Source organism: Methanomassiliicoccus sp., from assembly GCA_033485155.1.
In the GTDB taxonomy this organism is placed as follows: domain Archaea; phylum Thermoplasmatota; class Thermoplasmata; order Methanomassiliicoccales; family Methanomassiliicoccaceae; genus UBA6.
In genome coordinates, this window is record JAWQJJ010000005.1 from 99,719 (window position 1) to 113,271 (window position 13,553).

17 protein-coding genes are annotated in these 13,553 nt (G+C 58.1%); 10 read left to right on the plus strand and 7 right to left on the minus strand.

From position 1 onward, the window contains the following. Window positions 1–28 precede the first annotated feature (28 nt). Window positions 29–1,072: a tyrosine--tRNA ligase gene (locus SA339_08765; GenBank protein MDW5563303.1), complete on the minus strand. Its 1,044-nt coding sequence runs from the start codon at window positions 1,070–1,072 to the stop codon at window positions 29–31. Between the two features lie 339 nt (window positions 1,073–1,411). Between SA339_08765 and glnA the strand changes: the two genes are divergently transcribed. Further along, complete coding sequence (gene glnA / locus SA339_08770; GenBank protein ID MDW5563304.1) at window positions 1,412–2,860, plus strand: type I glutamate--ammonia ligase; 1,449 nt, start codon at window positions 1,412–1,414, stop codon at window positions 2,858–2,860. A 68-nt stretch (window positions 2,861–2,928) separates the two neighbouring features. On the opposite strand, the gene SA339_08775 is transcribed toward glnA, so the two are convergent. The 4 genes from SA339_08775 to SA339_08790 form a co-directional block, all read right to left on the minus strand. Continuing rightward, window positions 2,929–3,420 (minus strand): hypothetical protein, encoded by a 492-nt coding sequence (locus SA339_08775; protein MDW5563305.1) that lies wholly within the window; start codon window positions 3,418–3,420, stop codon window positions 2,929–2,931. Window positions 3,421–3,599: 179 nt separating this feature from the next. Next, the gene (locus tag SA339_08780; GenBank protein MDW5563306.1) at window positions 3,600–3,746 is read right to left on the minus strand and encodes a hypothetical protein; all 147 of its coding nucleotides are present in this window, start codon (window positions 3,744–3,746) and stop codon (window positions 3,600–3,602) included. 109 nt (window positions 3,747–3,855) lie between these two features. After that, window positions 3,856–4,140 (minus strand): MoaD family protein, encoded by a 285-nt coding sequence (locus SA339_08785; GenBank protein MDW5563307.1) that lies wholly within the window; start codon window positions 4,138–4,140, stop codon window positions 3,856–3,858. A gap of 1 nt (window position 4,141) precedes the next feature. Further along, window positions 4,142–5,491: an FAD-dependent oxidoreductase gene (locus SA339_08790; protein ID MDW5563308.1), complete on the minus strand. Its 1,350-nt coding sequence runs from the start codon at window positions 5,489–5,491 to the stop codon at window positions 4,142–4,144. 145 nt (window positions 5,492–5,636) lie between these two features. Here SA339_08790 and SA339_08795 point away from each other — a divergent pair, with 145 nt between their 5' ends. Then, a complete protein-coding gene (locus SA339_08795; protein ID MDW5563309.1) occupies window positions 5,637–6,635 on the plus strand; it encodes an archaeosine biosynthesis radical SAM protein RaSEA in 999 nt (332 codons plus the stop codon). A 10-nt stretch (window positions 6,636–6,645) separates the two neighbouring features. After that, window positions 6,646–6,966 (plus strand): DUF5611 family protein, encoded by a 321-nt coding sequence (locus tag SA339_08800; GenBank protein MDW5563310.1) that lies wholly within the window; start codon window positions 6,646–6,648, stop codon window positions 6,964–6,966. A gap of 16 nt (window positions 6,967–6,982) precedes the next feature. On the opposite strand, the gene SA339_08805 is transcribed toward SA339_08800, so the two are convergent. Beyond that, window positions 6,983–7,279, minus strand: a complete 297-nt coding sequence (locus tag SA339_08805) for a hypothetical protein (GenBank protein ID MDW5563311.1) — start codon at window positions 7,277–7,279, stop codon at window positions 6,983–6,985. A gap of 289 nt (window positions 7,280–7,568) precedes the next feature. On the opposite strand from SA339_08805, the gene SA339_08810 reads away from it, so the two are divergent. After that, a complete protein-coding gene (locus SA339_08810) occupies window positions 7,569–8,825 on the plus strand; it encodes an APC family permease (protein ID MDW5563312.1) in 1,257 nt (418 codons plus the stop codon). Between the two features lie 24 nt (window positions 8,826–8,849). On the opposite strand, the gene SA339_08815 is transcribed toward SA339_08810, so the two are convergent. Then, window positions 8,850–9,173: a hypothetical protein gene (locus SA339_08815; GenBank protein MDW5563313.1), complete on the minus strand. Its 324-nt coding sequence runs from the start codon at window positions 9,171–9,173 to the stop codon at window positions 8,850–8,852. A gap of 690 nt (window positions 9,174–9,863) precedes the next feature. Here SA339_08815 and SA339_08820 point away from each other — a divergent pair. The 6 genes from SA339_08820 to SA339_08845 are packed head-to-tail and all read left to right on the plus strand — an operon-like array spanning window position 9,864 to window position 13,553. Next, complete coding sequence (locus tag SA339_08820) at window positions 9,864–10,865, plus strand: 50S ribosomal protein L3 (GenBank protein ID MDW5563314.1); 1,002 nt, start codon at window positions 9,864–9,866, stop codon at window positions 10,863–10,865. A gap of 5 nt (window positions 10,866–10,870) precedes the next feature. Continuing rightward, window positions 10,871–11,641 carry a 50S ribosomal protein L4 gene (rpl4p, locus tag SA339_08825; protein MDW5563315.1) on the plus strand — a complete coding sequence of 257 codons (771 nt, stop codon included), beginning with the start codon at window positions 10,871–10,873 and terminating at the stop codon, window positions 11,639–11,641. A gap of 2 nt (window positions 11,642–11,643) precedes the next feature. Next, window positions 11,644–11,925: a 50S ribosomal protein L23 gene (locus SA339_08830; GenBank protein ID MDW5563316.1), complete on the plus strand. Its 282-nt coding sequence runs from the start codon at window positions 11,644–11,646 to the stop codon at window positions 11,923–11,925. A 9-nt stretch (window positions 11,926–11,934) separates the two neighbouring features. After that, window positions 11,935–12,630: a 50S ribosomal protein L2 gene (locus tag SA339_08835; protein MDW5563317.1), complete on the plus strand. Its 696-nt coding sequence runs from the start codon at window positions 11,935–11,937 to the stop codon at window positions 12,628–12,630. Window positions 12,631–12,635: 5 nt separating this feature from the next. Further along, a complete protein-coding gene (locus SA339_08840) occupies window positions 12,636–13,097 on the plus strand; it encodes a 30S ribosomal protein S19 (protein MDW5563318.1) in 462 nt (153 codons plus the stop codon). A 9-nt stretch (window positions 13,098–13,106) separates the two neighbouring features. Then, window positions 13,107–13,553 (plus strand): 50S ribosomal protein L22, encoded by a 447-nt coding sequence (locus tag SA339_08845; GenBank protein MDW5563319.1) that lies wholly within the window; start codon window positions 13,107–13,109, stop codon window positions 13,551–13,553.

The window sequence follows — 13,553 nt, forward strand, 5'->3', positions numbered from 1 at the left end:
CCCTGTCCCCTTAAGACAAAAAAAGGGTTCAGAGGAGGCCGATGGACCTCTTCATGGCGATGAAGTTTTCGGGGTTCCTCTCGAAATACTCCCGCGCTGGAGCTAGCTGATCGCTGAGGGCCTTAGCCACTCCGTTCTTCAGGTCCATAGGGTGCAGCTTCCCGGCGACGTAGGTCTCCTCCAGCTCGGCGTAGGAATGGAACTCCAGCCGACCTCCGAACTTCTCCGGACGGTCGATGGCGAACACCGGGCTCTTTTGGAAGAGGATCATCTGGCAGATAGCAAGCATAGGATTCCCGGCGACCTCCGGCGGGCAGAAGGCCTTCTTGATCTTGCGGTCGATGTCCTCTGGGGCGTCGTGGATGAGGATCCCGCTGTCGGGATCGGACTTTGACATCTTATTGGCGATGGGGTCCATGCGGTTGACGCCCTTCAGCCCGGGGAGCAGAGGGGTGTGCAACGCTACGGGCACCTTCCATTTCAGCTTCTCCCCGGCCTCGCGGGCCAGCATGTGCGCCCTCCTCTGATCTATGCCAGAATAGGCAAGGTCGATGTTCATCCGGAATATGTCCGTCGCCTGCATCAACGGATATAGGAACTTCGAGGAGTCAAGCTCGGCATCGTCCTCCTTGCGCCCCATGATGGTCATGGCACGCTTGATGCGGGACAGGGAAGTCACCTTCCCCACCTTCATGACCATCTCCCAGTACTCCATACCCATGATCTCTGAGGCCAGCACGAACTTGACCTTGTCCCGGGGAACTCCCAGCGCTTCGAAGCAATCCTCCATGTACCTGGCGCAGGTGCGTATCCGCTCGATATCCCCGCCCAGCTTGTCGTTGATGTAGGCGTGCCAGTCGGCGAAGAAGATGGTCACTTCGAAGCCGGCGTCGACAAGGTCTTTGACCTTGTTGGCGCAGATGACCCAGCCCAAATGGACGAGCCCAGAGGGCTCGAACCCAATATAGGCACGGGGAGACGGATTGGTGGCGAGGAGGTTCTTTAGCTCCTCGACGGTGACGATCTCCTCGGTGTTCCTAGCCAGCAGGTTGAACCTCTCTTCGGCGTCCATATCACTCGGGTACCGATTCCCTGAGCATTATTTATCATTTCGGACCGGCGGCAAGGCGGGCCTTGAGCAGGGGTCCCGTCCGGCCCTAAGGCCGCTTCGGAGCACAAGGAAATATGCCAGAAGGAATCAAAAATTCCAATGGTACATATGTATCATAACGTTATTTCTACCTCAACATTTGTCTCACAAGAAAAATTTATATTACGCATTTGTCTACGGTGATTCGTCCCGGGCGAGGGCGATCATATCTTATGAGCATGCTCACCGGAGCCCAGGCCGGACCGGAGGTCCATGCCGCCGCTAAGCCCGGGGGACGAACGGCAGAAGGATGTGAGAGGTATGTCAGAGATTTCGAAGCTCAGCGCCGAAGAGAAAAAGGCGAAGGCCATGGAGATGTGCTCCTCTGGCCAGGTCAAGATGGTCGATTTCAAGTTCACCGATGTGCCGGGCACGCTCCAGCACATCTCCTATCCATCGGGACGGATGTGCGAGGACCTGCTGGAAGACGGTGTCGGGTTCGACGCCTCATCCATTCGAGGCTTTGCGTCGATCAACGAGAGCGACATGCTGCTAATGCCGGACATGAAGACGGCAATCCTGGACCCTGCTTGCAAGGTGCCAACCCTGTCGGTCTTCTGCGACGTCCGTGAGCCGGTCAAGGGCGAGCGGTACGAGAAGGACCCCCGGTACATCGCTCAGAAGGCCGAGGCCTACCTGAAGAGCACCGGCATCGCCGATACCGCGTACTTCGGCCCCGAGCTTGAGTTCTTCGTCTTCGACTCCGTTCGGTTCGAGCAGAACCAGCACTCCGGTTACTACTACATCGATTCCGATGAGGGCATCTGGAACTCCGGCAACAACGTGAACGGCTTCAACCATGGCCATCGTCCCCGGAACAAGGAGGGTTACTTCCCCGTTCCCCCCACCGACTCCCTGCAGGACTTCCGGTCCGAATGCGTCATCAACCTGATGAATGCTGGCATCGAATGCGAAGTGCACCACCATGAGGTCGCTACCGCGGGGCAGGGCGAGATCGGCATGCGCTTCCAGACGCTCACCAAGATGGCCGACCAGGTCATGATGTATAAGTACGTACTGAAGAACACCGCCCACGCCCATGGCAAGACGATCACGTTCATGCCCAAGCCACTGTTCGGTGACAACGGTACCGGCATGCACGTCCACCAGAGCATGTCCCTGGAGGGCAAGAACGTCTTCTACGACGCTGACGGCTACTCGCTGCTGTCCCAGAATGCGCTGTACTACATCGGCGGTCTGCTCGAGCACTCCGCTGCCCTGCTGGCGCTCACGAACCCCTCGACCAACTCCTACCGTCGCCTGGTCCCCGGCTTCGAGGCTCCCGTGAACCTCGTCTACTCCCAGAGGAACCGGTCGGCCGCGGTGAGGATTCCGGTGTACTCCAAGAGCCCAAAATCGAAGCGTATCGAGTACCGCCCGCCAGACTCTACCTCGAACCCCTACCTGGCGTTCTCCGCCATGCTCATGGCAGGTCTGGACGGTATCAAACACAAGATCAGCCCGGGCGAACCGCACGATATGGACATGTTCGAGCTTTCCAAGGAGGAGCTGGCCAAGATCCGCACGGTGCCTGGTTCACTGGAGAAGGCCCTGGACTCGCTGAAGTCGGATAACGCCTTCCTGCGCCAGGGCGATGTCTTCACCAAGGACTTCGTCGACGGCTGGATAGACTACAAGCTCCACAAGGAGAACGACTACGTCCGCCTGAGGCCTCACCCCTCGGAGTTCTATCTGTACTTCGACGCGTGAGCTGTGACCGGTGAAGATTAAATCTCTTCTGCCCGTCAAACCCCTTCAAACCCTTTTCATATTTATTCTCATACCAGGAGGCCGTTTTCGGTCGGGCGGGTAAGGTCCTCCTCCTCGAAATGCAGCCTGGTCATGCCATTCCCGCCGGTCATCACTGCGGTGAACCGTCCAGGGTGATGCTTGTTGAGCATCCGCCTGACCGCCTTGCCTGGGTTGAGGACGAATAGCTCCTCACCCCTCCGGAACCCGCGCATGAAGTCCTCCACCATGTCCAAAGCGATATGCCGCCCCCGCTTGCTCGGGACGACATAGAGGACATCGATCCTCCTGCTCGATGAAGTATAGGTGTAGAACCCCACGATCTTGGGAAAGTGGTCCTTTGTTATGACCAGCTTAGCCTCTGACCCCTCGTCGACATATGGCAGGTTGATGTGTTCCGAGGGCGCGTAACACCATCGGAACCGGCCATCCTTGCCCTCCTCATTACACTGCTCGACGAGTTCGTTGATGATCCAATAGTCCTTGTAGTTCCTAGCCTTGATAAACTTGAACCGTCCCACCCACTCACCACTCTCGTCCCACTATGCGAACCGTTCAAATACTGGATCTCGGCACGGTTATTATGGCCGTAAACGATATAGAACTGACGACCTCGTTTACCTTTATCATAGTGGAAAAATGATGCTCAAGGCCGCGTTGGAACGCGGCCCTATAGCATGGTGGTTTTTGCGGCCAATTATCAGGCGCCCGGTGCTTTGGGCGCGAGATTCACGCTACTGGGTACGGGCTCGGGATACTTCAGGGACGGGATCGCGTCCTTCTCGCCCTGCAGTCCGCTCAGCAGGCGGGCCGCCGTCTTGGCTTGGAGGATTTCCGAGTCTCTCATGTCGATTCCTCCGCATCCCTGACGACAGACCAAGTGCACAAATATATTGGAGCGACTACTATTTCAAGCGACCGATAATATTATCGGTCTTGATATATAGATGGCATTTTCATCCGCCCGCGGTTATAGGGAGGATGGAAACCGTATCTCCGTCCTTCAGCGTGGCCGACGTCCCTCCCAGATGTTCGATATTCTTACCGTTGACCAGGACGAACAGCATGTCCGAGAGGGCGCCGTCCTTGGGATAGAGATAGCCGCGCATGGGCGCTCCGAACCGAGCTGTGAGCTCACTCAGCAAATCTCCTACCGTCGTCCCCGGGAACTCGACTTGGGCCTGGTGCCCACCTATCACCGAGGTAAGCGGCCCGAAGGTTCGGATGGCCACTTGCGTCATCTCATAACCTCTGCACGAGGTCCTCTGCCGCTGCATTGACGACGTCCTTGACCATCGAGGTCGGCGGACAGTAGGCGTTCTCGAAGGAGTTGACGAACTCCTCGGCCGTGACCCCTTTGAGTATGGCAGCGGTCAGCCAATTGATGCGACCGGTCACCTCGCTACCGGCCACCACCTGCGCTCCAAGCAGCCTGTGGGTCTCACGGTCGGCGATGAGCTTCACCAGGAGCTTCCTCCCTCCGGGGTAGTATCTAGCGCAGGTTAGCCCAGTCGCCTTACCCTCCACAACGCTAAGGCCGTAGTATTCGGCCAGTCCCTTGGACAGCCCGGTCCCTCCGACCTGCAGGTCCCCGACCTGAGATACCCAGGCGCTCAGCACGGCGGGAAAGGTGGCGTACTTGCCGGCGGCGTTGAGGCCGGCGACCCGTCCCTGCCTCACCGCGGTCGCCCCCAGTTGGCTCATGGTCGGCCCAGGGGCAGCAGCGCTCTGGCACATTACAACGTCCCCCGCCACATATACGTCCTTCAACAGCCGGCCCTTTCGGTACGGCTGCAGCGTCGGGGAGACTCTGACCGCACCCAGGGCCCCGATCTCCAGGCCCATGGCATTTGGCAGCTGGAGATTGGCCCGGACTCCGGTGGCCATGATGACCATCTCGCAGGGTATCTCGGTCTTGCCGGCCACCACCGCCTCAACCTTGCCTGTGCCCTTGATTGCCCCCAACGGAGTGCTCATGACGAACTTTATGCCAAGACCTTCGCAGTAGTCCTGGACCTCCTTGGCCATGTCTGAGTCACAGATACGGGGGATCACCTGAGGGAACATCTCCACCACTGTGACCTCCTTCCCGGCGTGCCTCAGCGCGACCGCGATCTCTAGGCCGATGACACCAGCGCCGGCGACGACCACCGAGCGTGTGGTGGGCATGGCTTTCTGTACGTCGATCCCGTCCTGGATGAAGCGGACCTTGTATACCCCAGGCAGGTCAGCGCCCTCGATGGGGGGTACGAACACCGTCCCCCCGGTTGCCATGATCAGGGCGTCGTACGGGTGGACCGAGCCATCGACGAGCTTGACCGCCTTAGCGTCTACGTCCACCGCGCTGACCATGGCCTTGGTGCGCACCTCGATCCGCCGCTCGCGTCGGTAGAACTCTGGATCATGCATTACGATGGACGCGAAGTCCTTTATCCTGCCTTCGAGGACGAACGGTATAGCGCAGGGCGAGTAGGAGATGTGCTCCTCGGTGGTGAAGACCGTTATCTCAGCGTCCTTGTCCGCTGCCCTCGCCGAGGACGCCGCAGTCATCCCCGCAGCCCCCGACCCGATGATGATTATCCTCTTGGCCATGCCTTAACCTTCTGGTCCAGGATTGACCGTACAATATTAAAGGGTTGGTAGGTAGGAGCCTGGCCGGGCTCACACCTGCGCCCATCGACGAGGGGAAAGGAAAAGTAATAATCGAAGAGCCCATGTCCATCGGGAAAGTGATGAAATGGTCCGTTTGAGCGCCGAGGAGCTGCAGAACCCTGTCAGCATCTGGAAGGAACAGGATGTCGTCGATGACCGGAGGGTCGACGCGTTCGTCGTCATCCTGCGAACGAGGGGTTGCTGGTGGTCCTGGCAGAAGGGCTGCACGATGTGCGGCTACAACGCGGTCAGCTCTAAAGCGGTCACCACTGAGGATCTAAGAAGGCAGCTGGAAAAGGCGGTGCAAAGGTACCAAGGCGAGGGCATGGTGAAGATCTATACCTCCGGCTCGTTCCTCGATCCCGAAGAGGTCCCGCTTGACCTGCGCTCCGAGGTACTGTCGTCCTTCACGGCGGCAGAGAGGATACTCTTCGAGAGCCGGCCGGAGTTCATCACCGACGCGAACCTCAAGGACATCGATCCCCGGTCGGCGGTGGCCATCGGATTGGAGACGGCCAATGAGGAGGTACTGAGGCGATGCGTCCGCAAGGGCTTCACCGTCCAGGATTATCAAAGGGCGGCGGAGGTGTTGCTCGAGCGTGAGCTGCCCCTGCGCACCTACCTGCTGCTCAAGCCTCCCTACCTCACGGAAAGGGCGGCGGTGCAGGACGCCATCGCCTCGGCCCTCTTCGCCGCACGGTTCTCGGAGAGTGTAAGCGTGAACCCGGTGAACGTGCAGAGAGAAACGGTGGTCGACGCCCTGTGGAAACGAGGCAACTATCGTCCACCATGGCTATGGTCACTGGTCGAGGTGCTCCGGCAGGGCCGGGAGAACACCGATACCCGGATAATGTCCTCTCCCTCAGGGGGCGGGACCGCCCGTGGCGTCCACAATTGCGATCACTGTGATAGAAAGATACTTGATGCGGTCCAACGCTTTTCGTTCAGCCAGGATCTCGATGACCTCGGGGGGCTGGGGTGCGGATGCCGCGAGGAGTGGACCGCCATAATGGACCTCCAAGATACCATGGGGACCGCCGTGGACGTGGCCAGGTACTTGAGCGATGAGCTGGAGTTCGATTAGAGGGATTCAAATGGAGTTCGATGTGAAGAAGGGACACGGTGCCAGTCTGGAAGGCGATGGTCTACGGGACCTGATGAAGAGCATCCTCGGGGAGGTCAAAGAGGAGAACGGAGCGCTGGTCACCTCCTTCGGCGCGACCACCCGGTTCGAGGTCAAGTTGCTGAGCAAGAACGCTCTGTCGGTGATCAGCACCTCAGACAAGAACGCTACCACCGAGGCGATGATGGAGTCGAACCGCAAGTATAACGAGTTCATGGAGAAGGCTACTGGGTTCAACGCCAAGGAGAGATCCAAGCGCCTACAGAAAAAGGCTAAGGAAGGCAAGCTCTGATCAAGCGCGGGGCAGCCTATCGCTTCCCCCCGCCCCCCCGGCGAGCCAGCTCCTGAGGATGTTGCCGATAGTAGGCGCTGAGCTCGACGGCGGAGGGGTTCCGGCCGTTCAAGCGCTTGAACTGGTCCTTGAACGCTTCGATGGTGACGGCATTTAATGGATCGACGATATCAAAGTTCAGAAGGGTCCTCTGGGCCGGATCGGCCCCTCTTGGCTTGATCAGTGCATCCCTCGACGACCAGAAGAGGGGCGGACCACATATATTTTCCCAAGTCGATTTTGAATATGTGATGAGTACGGGGGTTTCGCCCATGCATCTGGATTCGGGGGATGACCGAGATGCTCTCGTTCCTCTTCCTCATCCTGCACATTTGACCTAAAAAAACGGCCGATCAAGACAAGCGATGAAGCACAACTTTCGTTGAGGAGATTAATGGGCCCCTATTTCCAAGAGGTGCTTTCGCCCGAGGCACCGATTTGAAGTGAAATTATCCGCTTTCCGATTTTTATTGAAACATCCTTCAATACTCTTCCTTGGAAGTTTGATAAACTGGTAGCGTCGATAATTCTTCACGATGCCGCCACTCAAGGCCACCCCAGGGTTGAAACCCAGTCTGAACCTAACAGATGCGACGGCCATAAACATCGGGGCCATTATCGGTTCGGGCATATTTGTTGTCACAGGAATATCGGCCGGATATGCGGGCTCAGCGATCGTGGTGTCAATCGTGATCGCCGGAGTCGTGTCCGTTCTGACGGCCATGAGCATCGTGGAGCTGACCCTCTGGGATCCTAAAGAAGGAGGAGTCTATGATTATGCATGCAGGCTCATCTCGCCCCTGGCCGGATTCATATCTGGCTGGATATGGGCTTTTTCTAATACTCTGATAGGTGCGGCGGTGGCATTGAGCTTCGCCTATTACCTCGACGCGATCGTCCCCGGTGTGAGTGTCAACATTGTGGCTGCCCTCATCTGCCTGGTATTCACGGTGCTGAACTACCTGGGTGCGAGCCATTCCTCCGAGATCAACAACATCATTGTCGTCGCTAAGCTAGCTCTTCTCTCGTTCTTCGTTGTGTTCGGGCTGCTATTCATCAATCCTTCCAATTTCTTACCGTTCGAGCCTCTTCAGATGGGGGTGCTCGTCGGGGCATTCTACATCTTCTTCTCTTTCGGGGGGTTCGCCCGGGTCACGGTCATTGCTGAGGAGATCAAAAATCCGAGGAAGAACATACCAAGGGCCATCTTCCTATCGATCGCCATCTCGATCGTTTTTTACATCCTCGTCGCGCTCGTGGCGATCGGCGTGGTCGGTGCCCCCGCTCTATCCGGCTCCAGCTCTCCACTGGCTTATGCGATGGGGAGGACGGGGAATCAGTTAGCCGTCCTCCTGATATCCATCGGTGGGATATTGGCCACCGCCAGCGTGCTCATCACGACCATATTAGGCGTTTCCCGGATGGAGTATGCCATGGCTCGGAGGGGGGACCTACCGAGGCGGCTCAGCTACCTTCAAAAGCGTCATGGTACGCCTTACTGGAGCATTTGGATAACCGGAACGATAATCATAATCCTTGTCCTGTTCGTCGACGTCGTTAGCGTGGTGGCACTAAGCACCTTTACTCAGATCGTGTATTACATGGTCGCCAATCTATCTGCATTTCGTCTGAAGGGGGTGAACCGGCGATATCCAAAGTCCGTACCCGTGCTCGGCCTCTCATCATGCGTAGTCCTCCTCCTCGCATCGGTTTTCATCGCCCCTCAGGCAATCGTTCTCGGGACATTGGGAATCGTTTCCGGTTTGATTATCTGGGCGATAAGTACTGAGATCACGAAAAGGTCAAAGTACGATCAATAGGAAAAAGAAAGATAAAAAGAGGTTTTACCAGCAGGCACGAACTTTGTCCCTAGTCTGGTCCTGGTCACAGGTCAGGTCCTGGCACGATCCATCCTGTAACTTTTCCTGGTCCTGGATATGGTCCTGGTCACAGGTTGCATCCTGGTCTACAGTTGGATCGAGACATGAACCATCCTGAGCCATTATTCGGTCTGGATCGCAGGTTTGATCCTGGACCTGGTCGCGGATATGGTCGAGGTCGCCGTTCCATTCGCCGGTCGCTCCGTAGCCAAGAGCAGAAGCGTTGCCGCTCATGAGCACGATGGCTACTCCAGCGACCATCAGGGCGGCAAACGCTCCGAATACCAATTTTTTGTTGTGTTTCACTTAGACACCCGTAAATCATTAACACAATACCATTAAATTACCAATGCGAAGGAATCGTATGTATGAATCGTATAGTTTTTGACCTCAGAAGGTGCCCATGGTTCTACTGCCCTAGGTCGGGCTTTGCCCGGTGTTTGATCCTGAGGACAGACTAGGATCTCCCCTCGCTCCCACCTCTACCTGCTTTTAGAAGTATGGAACTTGATCTGTCAGCACCCGATCGAGGGCTGAATTTATGTCGAACTCATTGCCTTCGACGCCATAACTAACAGTTCCCCTCGCGAACCTGCTTTAACCTCTTTGCGGAAATCCGGCCCTCCTTGGATTGATATCGGTCTTGAAAGCCCATTCAGGAAGGGCGAGCATTGAACTCACTGATTGCCCATGCTTCAGGAATGTTCCCGAAAAATGGAATACGGCATGGCCAGATAGTATGATGACACCCACGGCAGGTTTAAATATAACAACCATAATCCCACAGGCACGCTGTAAGCGCTGAGGACGTTCGACCAGACGCCATGGGCAATGCTCCGCATCCCAATTTCCCCTCTAACTCCATTCTCGGAGGGTGGATAACGCGTCACGGTCGAAGGTGCTGACCTCGAGCGATCGAGTAAGAAAGAGGCGCAAGCACAGAGAGTGGATTCTCTCAATGAGAAGAGAGGGAGAATCATGCCAAACAAGAGACGTCCAAAACAAGGTTCGCATGCGTATTCGCCCAGGAAGCGAGCGATTAGCCAGACGCCCAGGTTAGACTCCTGGCCCGAGATCAGCGAAGGCCCTAAACTGCAGGGTTTCGCCGGATATAAGGCCGGGATGACCCATGCATTCGTGGTGGACTTTGACAAGAACAGCCTCACCGCGGGTCAGGAGATCCAGATCCCGGTCACCGTTCTCGAGGTGCCCCCGATGAAGGTCGCCGCGGTCAGGGTCTATGAGAGCTCCCGCTACGGTCTGAGGACTGCTGGCGAAGTATGGGCCAGCGGTCTCGACCAGACCCTCGCCCGGAGGCTCCCGATTCCCAAGAACCAGGATGCTGAGAAGGCCTGGAGCGAGCTGAGCAAGAAGGACATCGAGGATGTCCGCGTATTGACCTACACTCAACCAAAGATGATCACCGGCGTGCCCAAGAAGGTCCCCGATCTGATGGAGACCCGTGTCGGCGGCGGTTCCGTGACCCAAAGGCTCGAGTACGCGAAGGGATTGCTCGGAAAGGAGATCACCGTCACCGAGTTCGCCAAGGACGGCGCCATCATCGACGTATCCGCGGTGACCAAGGGTAAGGGGTTCCAGGGCGCCATCAAGAGATGGGGCGTTAAGCTTTTGTCCCACAAGAACTCCAAGCACCGCAGGATGGTCGGGACCCTTGCCCCCAAGAGGCCCGGGTTCGTTCGGCCCCAGGTTCCCCAGGCCGGTCAGGTCGGCTACCACCAGAGGACCGAATTCAACAAGCGGATCCTAAAGATCGGGGAGAAGGGCGACGAGGTCAACCCCAAGGGCGGCTTCATTCACTACGGCAGCGTAAGGAACAACTACGTTCTTATTCACGGCTCCGTACCGGGCCCCACCAAGAGGCTCATCCGTCTAAGGGACCCCGTTAGGCCGGCCGGTACCGTGCTCAAGGAGGCGCCCAATATGGTGTATGTCTCCACCGAGTCCAAGCAGGGGGCTTGAAGATCATGCCCAAGAACAATGTCAATATCTACTCTGTAAAAGGCGATGTCGTCAAGAGCGTGGAGCTCCCCGCCGCCTTTGCCACCGACTACCGGCCGGACATCATCCACCGTGCCGCCGTAGCCGAGCATGCCAACCGGCGCCAGGCCTACGGGCCGAGCCCCACCGCGGGTGTCCGGCACGCCGTCTCCCAGTGGGGTAAGGGCCGCGGTACCTCCCGTGTCCAGAGGCTCACCCAGGGCAGCAAGGCCGCCGAATCCCCCAATAACGTTGGTGGTCGCCGGGCCTTCCCGCCCAAGCCGGAGAAGGACTACTCCAAGAAGGTCAACCGCAAGGAGAAGTTCAAGGCCAAGCTGTCCGCGCTGGCCGCCCTGTCAGACCCTGAAATGGTTAAGAAGAGGGGGCACCAGTTCGATGACGGGCTGACCATGCCCGTGATCGTGGAGGACGACTTCGAGAGCCTAGCCACCACCAACGATGTCGTGTCCGCCCTGGAGAAGATCGGCGTCTCCGCCGACCTGGAGAGGGCCAAGGACGGCAAGAAGGTCCGTGCTGGCCGCGGTAAGATGAGGGGCAGGAAGTACAAGACTCCCCGCAGCATCCTGGTCGTCGTTTCGGCCCAGGAAGCACCCGTGTTCATGGGTGCCAACAACCTGCCGGGCGTCGAGATCGTGTCGACCGAGGGACTGAGCGCGGGTGTGCTGGCCCCAGGCGGCGTGGCAGGAAGGCTAGCGGTCTTCTCTGAGTCCGCCATCAAGAAGATAGGAGAGTGGTGAGCATGGTCAAGTCGGACATCCTTCTCCACCCTTATGTTACTGAAAAGACAATGAACCACATGACCGGGACCCCTACCCAGGACTTCAAGGACGGCAACCGGATTGAGTTCGTCGTCCTCAAGGAGGCCACCAAGAAGGAGATCAAGGAGGCCTTCGAGAAGCACTTCGACGTCAAGGTCCTCAAGGTCTGGACCAAGATCACCAAGGAAGGAAAGCGCGCCACCATCCAGCTCGCCGAGGGTTATTCGGCCGAGGACATCGGGATGAGGATTGGAGTGTTCTGAGGGGATAATATGGGAAAGCAACTCAGACAGCAAAGACGCGGCAAGGGCGGCGCGGTCTACCGCAACCCTGGCCACAGGCAGCTTAGCAGCATTCGGTATCCTAACGTCGATGCCGGCAACGGCAAGATCGTCGACCTTATCCACGCCCCGGGGCGCAGCAGTCCCCTGGCCAAGGTCGACTTCTCCGGGGAGAGCGTCCTAATGCTCGCCGCCGAGGGCATGATGGTCGGCAAGACCATCAGTTACGACCTCGGGGCGACCGACCTCACTCCCGGCAATGTGGTCCCCCTCAGCTCCGTGCCCGAGGGGAGCTTCGTTTACAATATCGAGGGACAGCCCGGTGACGGCGGAAAGTTCGTCCGCGTGGCCGGAGCGTCCGCGACCGTAGTGAGCAGAGGCGACAAAGTGGTCGTCCTCATGCCATCCGGTTCGTTCAAGACCTTCGACCCCCGGTGCCGGGCTTCGCTCGGAGTGGTGGCCGGAGGCGGTCAGAGAGAGAAGCCGTTCGGTAAGGCTGGGAACAAGTTCCATGCTTACCGCAGCAAGGCTAAAGCGAACTTCAAGGTCAAGGGAGTGGCCATGAACGCGGTGAACCACCCCCACGGCGGCGGTGGCCACCCCCATGTGGGTAAGCCGAGCACTGTCAGCCGGAATGCATCACCCGGACGTAAGGTCGGCCGCCTGTCGCCCAAGCGGAGGAAGTGATCTAGATGGCAAAGGAGAAGATTGGCGGTCAGAAGGCCGCGCGCAGGAAGCAGCGCAAGAAGAAGGGCGGCATCACCGCTCGGCGCAAGAAGGAGTTCACCTACCGTGGCTTCACTATGGAGGAGCTGCTGGAGATGCCCTTCGATGAGATGGTCACTTTGCTCCCGTCCCGGGCCAGGAGAACCTTGGCCCGCGGAATGAACGAAGAGCAGAGGACCGCATTCGAGGTGCTCAGGTCCGGGAACCGTGAGGTAACCAGGACCCACCGCAGGGACGTCCCCATCATCCCCCAGTTCGTAGGGAAGAGGGTCGCCGTCCACAACGGTAAGGAGTTCTTTGAGTTCGAGATCAAGCCCGAGATGATCGGGCACTTCACGGGCGAGTTCGCCATGACCAGGCACGAAGTGAAGCACTCTGGACCGGGCGTAGGTGCCACCAGGGGTTCCAAGTTCCTGCCGCTTAAGTGAGGTGGAAACATGGCTGGATACACTCAGTACGCAGATCCGGACAAGACCGCGAAGGCCATTGGAAAGGAGAGACCTGTCTCTCCCAAGGACTCCCGCGAAATCTGCCGCATGATCAGGGGCAAGAAGGTCAATGTGGCCATCAAGATGCTTGAGGAGGTCGTCGACCTCAAGAGGCCGGTCCAGTTCGCCCGGTTCAATACCGGCGTGGCCCACAAGCCCGGTGTCGGCCCCGGCCGCTTCCCCGCGAAGTCGGCCGCAGCCATCTTGGAGGTCATCAACAGCGCCAAGCACAACGCCGAGTACAAGGGCCTGGACGCTGACAACATGAAGGTCAAGGTCGTCACTACGAACCTCGGTCGGACCATCCCCGGACATATGCCCCGCGCCTACGGCCGGAGCACTCCCTGGAACCAGCAGACCGTCAATATCGAGGTCATCTTGGAGGAGGCACAGTAA

Excerpts from the sequence above, each read along its gene's own strand:
- SA339_08765 (MDW5563303.1), bottom strand. The coding sequence starts at position 1,072 with ATGGACGCCGAAGAGAGGTTCAACCTGCTGGCTAGGAACACCGAGGAG.
- glnA (MDW5563304.1), top strand. The coding sequence starts at position 1,412 with ATGTCAGAGATTTCGAAGCTCAGCGCCGAAGAGAAAAAGGCGAAGGCC.
- SA339_08780 (MDW5563306.1), bottom strand. The coding sequence starts at position 3,746 with ATGAGAGACTCGGAAATCCTCCAAGCCAAGACGGCGGCCCGCCTGCTG.
- SA339_08785 (MDW5563307.1), bottom strand. The coding sequence starts at position 4,140 with ATGACGCAAGTGGCCATCCGAACCTTCGGGCCGCTTACCTCGGTGATA.
- SA339_08790 (MDW5563308.1), bottom strand. The coding sequence starts at position 5,491 with ATGGCCAAGAGGATAATCATCATCGGGTCGGGGGCTGCGGGGATGACT.
- SA339_08795 (MDW5563309.1), top strand. The coding sequence starts at position 5,637 with ATGGTCCGTTTGAGCGCCGAGGAGCTGCAGAACCCTGTCAGCATCTGG.
- SA339_08800 (MDW5563310.1), top strand. The coding sequence starts at position 6,646 with ATGGAGTTCGATGTGAAGAAGGGACACGGTGCCAGTCTGGAAGGCGAT.
- SA339_08805 (MDW5563311.1), bottom strand. The coding sequence starts at position 7,279 with ATGGGCGAAACCCCCGTACTCATCACATATTCAAAATCGACTTGGGAA.
- SA339_08820 (MDW5563314.1), top strand. The coding sequence starts at position 9,864 with ATGCCAAACAAGAGACGTCCAAAACAAGGTTCGCATGCGTATTCGCCC.
- rpl4p (MDW5563315.1), top strand. The coding sequence starts at position 10,871 with ATGCCCAAGAACAATGTCAATATCTACTCTGTAAAAGGCGATGTCGTC.
- SA339_08830 (MDW5563316.1), top strand. The coding sequence starts at position 11,644 with ATGGTCAAGTCGGACATCCTTCTCCACCCTTATGTTACTGAAAAGACA.
- SA339_08835 (MDW5563317.1), top strand. The coding sequence starts at position 11,935 with ATGGGAAAGCAACTCAGACAGCAAAGACGCGGCAAGGGCGGCGCGGTC.
- SA339_08840 (MDW5563318.1), top strand. The coding sequence starts at position 12,636 with ATGGCAAAGGAGAAGATTGGCGGTCAGAAGGCCGCGCGCAGGAAGCAG.
- SA339_08845 (MDW5563319.1), top strand. The coding sequence starts at position 13,107 with ATGGCTGGATACACTCAGTACGCAGATCCGGACAAGACCGCGAAGGCC.